A 5,625-nucleotide genomic window follows, 5' to 3' on the forward strand; every position below is an offset into this window, starting at 1 on the left:
CTGCAAACCGACACCTACATCACCGCGCAAATACCAACCGGACCCAATCGTCCCGCGCAGGGCAACAGGCTCAGGCGGTGGAGGCAGCAGAGGGGCGAGGTCGGCAGCAGAGGCCACTGCGGAGCCTCCGAAGGCCATGGCGCCCGCCAGCGCGAGAATTTTCAGGCTGCCCATGGCAGAGTCCCTCGAGTTTGCGCGACGCGATACTCAGCTCGCGCGTGTTACCGACGGGAAGGACCCTGGCACGAATTCCTTAAACGACGCTTAACCTTACCGCTTAACCACGAAATCTCGTGCAAACGAGCAAACTCTGTGCATTCTCAAGGTGGAATGCACAGGGACCTGCCCTAGCTTCAGGATGATCCTTGACCGAAAACGCAGCCCGCCGGCTACGTCAGGCTGCGGCCTTGGTCACCGCATCGACGATGTCATCGACAGCGCGCATCACCAGGTCGCGGTCATCGCCTTCGGCCATCACCCTGATCACCGGCTCAGTGCCTGACGGACGAATGACGAGACGCCCGCTATCCCCGAGCATTTGCCTGGCGGCCTCGATCGCGTTGACGACCGGCTTCTCCGTCAGGGGCTGGCCCTGCTTGTAGCGCACGTTCTTGAGGATCTGCGGCAGCGGCTCGAAGCAGTGGCAGACTTCCGAGACCGGCTTGTCCATCCGCTTCACCACCGCGAGCAGCTGCAGYGCCGCCACGAGCCCGTCTCCGGTCGTCGCATAGTCGGAGAGGATGATATGGCCGGATTGCTCGCCGCCAAGGTTGAAGCCGTTCGCCCGCATATGCTCGAGCACATAACGGTCGCCCACAGCGGTGCGCTCAAGACTCAGGCCGAGTCCTGCGAGATAACGCTCCAGCCCGAGATTCGACATCACGGTCGCGACGATGCCAGGCGCCGAGAGACGACCGTCCTCCTGCCAGCTGCGCGCAATTACGGCCATCAGCTGGTCGCCATCGACGGCATGTCCCTGCTCGTCGATGATCAGCACGCGATCAGCGTCGCCATCAAGGGCGATGCCGATATCGGCGCGCAGCTCGCGCACCTTCTGAGCCAAGGCATCCGGCTTGGTCGAACCGACATCCTTGTTGATGTTAAAGCCGTCCGGCTCGACCCCGATGGCGATGACCTCGGCCCCGAGCTCCCAGAGCGCCTCGGGCGCAACCTTGTAGGCGGCGCCGTTGGCGCAATCGACGACGATGCGCAGCCCGTCGAGATTCATGTTGCGCGGCAAGGTGCGTTTGGCGAATTCGATATAGCGCGCATGGGCGCTGTCGATGCGCTTGGCACGGCCAAGCATCGCAGCCTCCGAAAGCTGCGCTCCGAGATCGGAATCGATCAGGGCGGCGATCTCGCTCTCGACCTCGTCATTGAGCTTGTAGCCGTCGGGACCGAACAGCTTGATGCCGTTATCCTCATAGGGATTGTGCGACGCCGAGATCATCACGCCGAGATCCGCGCGCATCGAGCGCGTCAGCATCGCGACCGCCGGCGTCGGCATCGGACCGAGCTGCAGCACATCCATGCCGACCGAGGTGAAGCCGGCGATCAGCGCCGTCTCGATCATGTAGCCCGAGAGCCGCGTATCCTTGCCGATCACCACGCGGTGGCGGTACTCGCCGCGCCGAAACGCGATACCGGTTGCCTGGCCGACCCTGAGCGCCAGATCGGGCGTGATCACGCCATTGGCGCGGCCGCGGATGCCGTCGGTTCCAAAATATTTGCGCGTCATATCCAGTCGATCCAGATGGCGGCCATGATGGGAGCTTCGCGGACAACCGGGGCGCGGTTGCAACCAGCCCGCTCCCGGCCCTGTTGAGTTCTTCTATAGCGGGACATGCGTTCCGCCTTGTCACGTTTTATGACGAATTTTATCATGGGCAACGCCGCCGGAACGAAGACGGGAACGACCGCGCGGGTCTCGTCCCCAACTCGGTCACACGCAACAGCCCCACCTAACCATTGATCGCAGGCAAAGAAAAAGGCGGCCAATATGGCCGCCTTCATGTGTCAGGTCCGACCGAGGCCGTTCAGACCAGCGGCTGCGGCTCCAGACCAGCGTCAGGCTCGTCGCGCTTACGGCCGCGGCCGGCACTCGGCACCGCCGAGCCGCGCGGCGCCGACGGCGTATCGTCAGCATCGCGGGTCGGGCGCTTGCCGGCGATCAGATCGCGGATCTCGTCGCCGGTCAGCGTCTCGAACTCGAGCAGCGCCTCGGCCACGTGGACGAATTCCTCATGGTGTTCGTTGAGGATCTTCTTGGCGTCCAGATAGCCCTGGTGGACGAGCTTGCGCACTTCGCTATCGATCTTCTGCGCGGTCGCTTCCGACACGCTCTGGGTCCGGCCCATCGACATGCCCAAGAAAACCTCTTCCTGGTTGTCGCCATAGGCGACCAGGCCGAGTTCATCGGAATAGCCCATCTGCGTTACCATGGCCTTGGCCATCTTGGTCGCCTGCTGGATGTCGCCGGTGGCGCCCGAGGTGATGTTCTCCTTGCCGAAGGTGATCTCCTCCGCAACGCGACCGCCCATGGCCACCGCGAGCTGCGAGGTGAACTCCTTGAACTTCATCGAATAGCGATCACCCTCCGGCAGGAACTTCACCATGCCGAGCGCGCGACCGCGCGGGATGATCGTCGCCTTGTGGACCGGGATGCCGGCGGGGACATACAAGCCCACGATGGCGTGGCCGGCCTCATGATAGGCGGTCAGCTTCTTCTCTTCCTCGGACATCGCCATGGATTTGCGCTCGGCGCCCATCATGACCTTGTCCTTGGCATCCTCGAACTCGGCATGGGTGACCATGCRCTTGCCGCGGCGAGCCGCCAGCAGCGCCGCCTCGTTGACGAGGTTCATCAGATCGGCRCCCGAGAAGCCAGGTGTTCCGCGCGCCAGGATCTTGAGATCGACATCGGGAGCCATCGGCACCTTGCGGACGTGCACGCGCAGGATCTTCTCGCGGCCGGCGACGTCGGGATTCGGCACGACGATCTGGCGATCGAAGCGACCGGGGCGCAACAGCGCCGGATCGAGCACGTCCGGGCGGTTCGTGGCGGCGATGATGATCACACCCTCATTCGCCTCGAAGCCGTCCATCTCGACSAGCAGCTGGTTCAGGGTCTGCTCGCGCTCGTCRTTGCCGCCGCCGAKRCCGGCGCCGCGGTGACGACCGACCGCATCGATTTCGTCGATGAAGATGATGCAGGGCGCGTTCTTCTTGGCCTGCTCGAACATGTCGCGCACGCGGCTCGCGCCGACGCCGACGAACATCTCGACGAAATCAGAACCCGAGATCGTGAAGAACGGCACATTGGCTTCGCCGGCGACGGCACGCGCCGTCAGCGTCTTGCCGGTGCCGGGAGGACCGACGAGCAGCACGCCGCGCGGGATGCGCCCACCGAGCCGCTGGAACTTCTGGGGATCGCGCAGGAATTCGACGATCTCCTGCAGATCCTCCTTGGCCTCGTCGATGCCCGCGACATCCTCGAAGGTGACGCGACCATGCGCCTCGGTCAGCAGCTTGGCCTTGGACTTGCCGAAGCCCATGGCGCGACCAGCACCATTCTGCATCTGCCGGGACATGAAGATCCACAGGCCGATGAAGATGACGAAGGGCAATGAATTGACGAGCAGCGCCATGAACCAGGGCGTGCCCTCCGACGGAGCACGCGCCGAGACCTGGACCCCCTTCTGCGCCAGCGTCTTCAGCAGAGCCGGGTCGCCATAGGGAGCGTAGGTGACGAAGCTGCGGCCGTCCGAAAACGTGCCCGAAATCTCCTGGCCTGCGACCACGACATTGGAAATCCGCCCGGCTTCGCTCTCGTTGATGAGCTGGCTATAGGGGATTTCATTGGTGCTGGTGCGTTGGCTCGGGCTCTGGAACAGCGTCACGAGCGCCAGAACCAGCAGGAAAATCACCACCCAGAGGGCAAAATTACGGAAGTTCGGATTCATTCTCTGTCCGATCGGGCCGCCCGGTCCAACCGGAAAGGGCCAAGGGTTTCAGGCGTTAATCTAGGAGCGGCAAAGCCCCTTGCCAAGGGAAACAGCAGATTTGAACCAGGCTCATCGCGACGCAGGGTGAACGCCCCGTCTGCGCGCCGGTTCCGGCGCCAGCGTCAGGACACCGTCCCGATCGAGCGCAAGTACACACCCCGATAGTGTCCGCGTCATGGCCGTGCCCCGCCGTGCCGCCTCCAGAAGCGTGAACACGCAGCCTTCCAGCCGCTCGAGCCGCGACAGTTCAGCGTTCGATCCAGGCACCAGGGCGAGCGCCTCGGCCATAACCCGCAGGGCAATTTCCTCGGGAAGATCGACCAACGCGCCGAAGCGCAGCCGCGTCACCCCGGTCCCCTCCCCTGCGAATATGAGCGACGGCAGCAGCAGGGCGACGTGGTGCTCTATCGCCGCATCCATGCGCGCCAGCCTCGCAGCCAGGACCGCCAGACGTTCGGCTGTGAGCCCCTCGTCGGCCAGCATCGGCATCAGGGTCCGCCAACGCGCGCGCTCGAACCGCGGATCGGCATTGCTCGGGTCACGAATGTAGGAAAGCCCCCTCGCCTCAGCGGTCGCGATGAGACGCGCTTTCTGTACGGCAAGCAGCGGACGTGCCAGCACCGTGCCACCCTTGCGCACCTTGGCTCGCATACCGGCGAGCCCGCTCGGCCCGGAACCGCGCGCCATCCGCATCAGCAGCGTCTCGGCCTGGTCGTCGAGCGTGTGCGCCGTGACCAGCACTGCACCACCGAGAGCCTCCGCATGTGCCGCCAGCAGGGCATAGCGCGCCTCTCGTGCCCGTTGCTGGATGCCCGTCGCAGGTTTCGGCCCTGCCCAACGCRGGATCACATGGGGAACCCTCAGCCCGGAGCAGAGCGCGCCGACGGCTTCAGCTTCGCTCGAGGACGTCTCGCGCAGGCCGTGATCRACCGTCGCGGCATGAAGCGCGGGCCTAGCGGGCTGCTGCGCCCAATCGTGCAACAGGGAAAGCAGGGCAACGGAATCTGGGCCGCCCGAGACCGCAATCAGCAGGCGCGTTTCACCCGCGAGCCCGGCGAAGAGCGCAGCCGCCTCGCCGGCTGAAACCGGAAGATGCTCAGGATCGCTGGAAGCCAGCGCGCTCAAGCGCAGCGAGCGCGGCGCCGTTCGCGCTCGACACCCTGCCGCACGGCATTGGAAGCGGAAGGATAGTCGACGCCGACCTTGGCATAGGTTGCGCAGGCCTGGTCGCGCGCGCCAAGCCCATTCAGCGACATGCCGAGCTTGAGCAGGCTGTCGGCACCCTTGCCGGCGCGCGGATAGTCACGCGAGATCTTCAGGAATTGCTCGGCAGCCTCGCGATAGCGCTGGCGCTGGAAATAGCTCTCGCCGAGCCAGAAGGTGGCGTCGGCGGCAAGCCGATCACGCGGATAGCTCTGCAGGAACTGACGAAAGCCCATTTCGGCCTGCTCGTATTCCTTGCGCAGGACATAGGCATAGGCCGTGTCATAGCTGTCCTTGGGGCTCGGCGCCGCGCCCGTCGCCGCGACGCTCGGTCCGCCACGCGGTCCGCCCTGCGGCAGCGCACCCTGCGGGACCTGTCGGCCGACGCCCTGAAGGTCGAGCGGTCCCTGGCCACCAC

The 5,625-nt window shown here is 64.9% G+C and carries 5 protein-coding genes; all 5 read right to left on the reverse strand.

All coding sequences use genetic code 11. The annotated features are described in order from the left end of the window. Positions 1-394 precede the first annotated feature (394 nt). Positions 395-1,738: a phosphoglucosamine mutase gene (glmM, locus tag AC1DRP_RS34420; RefSeq protein ID WP_113513340.1), complete on the reverse strand. Its 1,344-nt coding sequence runs from the start codon at positions 1,736-1,738 to the stop codon at positions 395-397. Next, complete coding sequence (locus AC1DRP_RS34425; protein WP_476770885.1) at positions 1,735-2,013, reverse strand: hypothetical protein; 279 nt, start codon at positions 2,011-2,013, stop codon at positions 1,735-1,737. The genes glmM and AC1DRP_RS34425 overlap by 4 nt, the downstream gene beginning before the upstream one ends. Positions 2,014-2,036: 23 nt before the next feature. Further along, positions 2,037-3,962 (reverse strand): ATP-dependent zinc metalloprotease FtsH, encoded by a 1,926-nt coding sequence (gene ftsH / locus AC1DRP_RS34430; RefSeq protein WP_476770886.1) that lies wholly within the window; start codon positions 3,960-3,962, stop codon positions 2,037-2,039. Between the two features lie 111 nt (positions 3,963-4,073). Beyond that, positions 4,074-5,129, reverse strand: a complete 1,056-nt coding sequence (tilS, locus tag AC1DRP_RS34435) for a tRNA lysidine(34) synthetase TilS (protein WP_476770887.1) — start codon at positions 5,127-5,129, stop codon at positions 4,074-4,076. After that, a partial coding sequence (ybgF, locus tag AC1DRP_RS34440) for a tol-pal system protein YbgF (protein WP_476770888.1) occupies positions 5,126-5,625 on the reverse strand: 500 nt, incomplete at its 5' end. The genes tilS and ybgF, both read right to left, overlap by 4 nt.

The organism is Allobosea sp. 01N443, assembly GCF_056399325.1.

Bases quoted from the DNA above. Each gene is read 5' to 3' on its own strand.
- AC1DRP_RS34425 (WP_476770885.1), bottom strand. From the start codon at position 2,013: ATGAAGGCGGCCATATTGGCCGCCTTTTTCTTTGCCTGCGATCAATGG.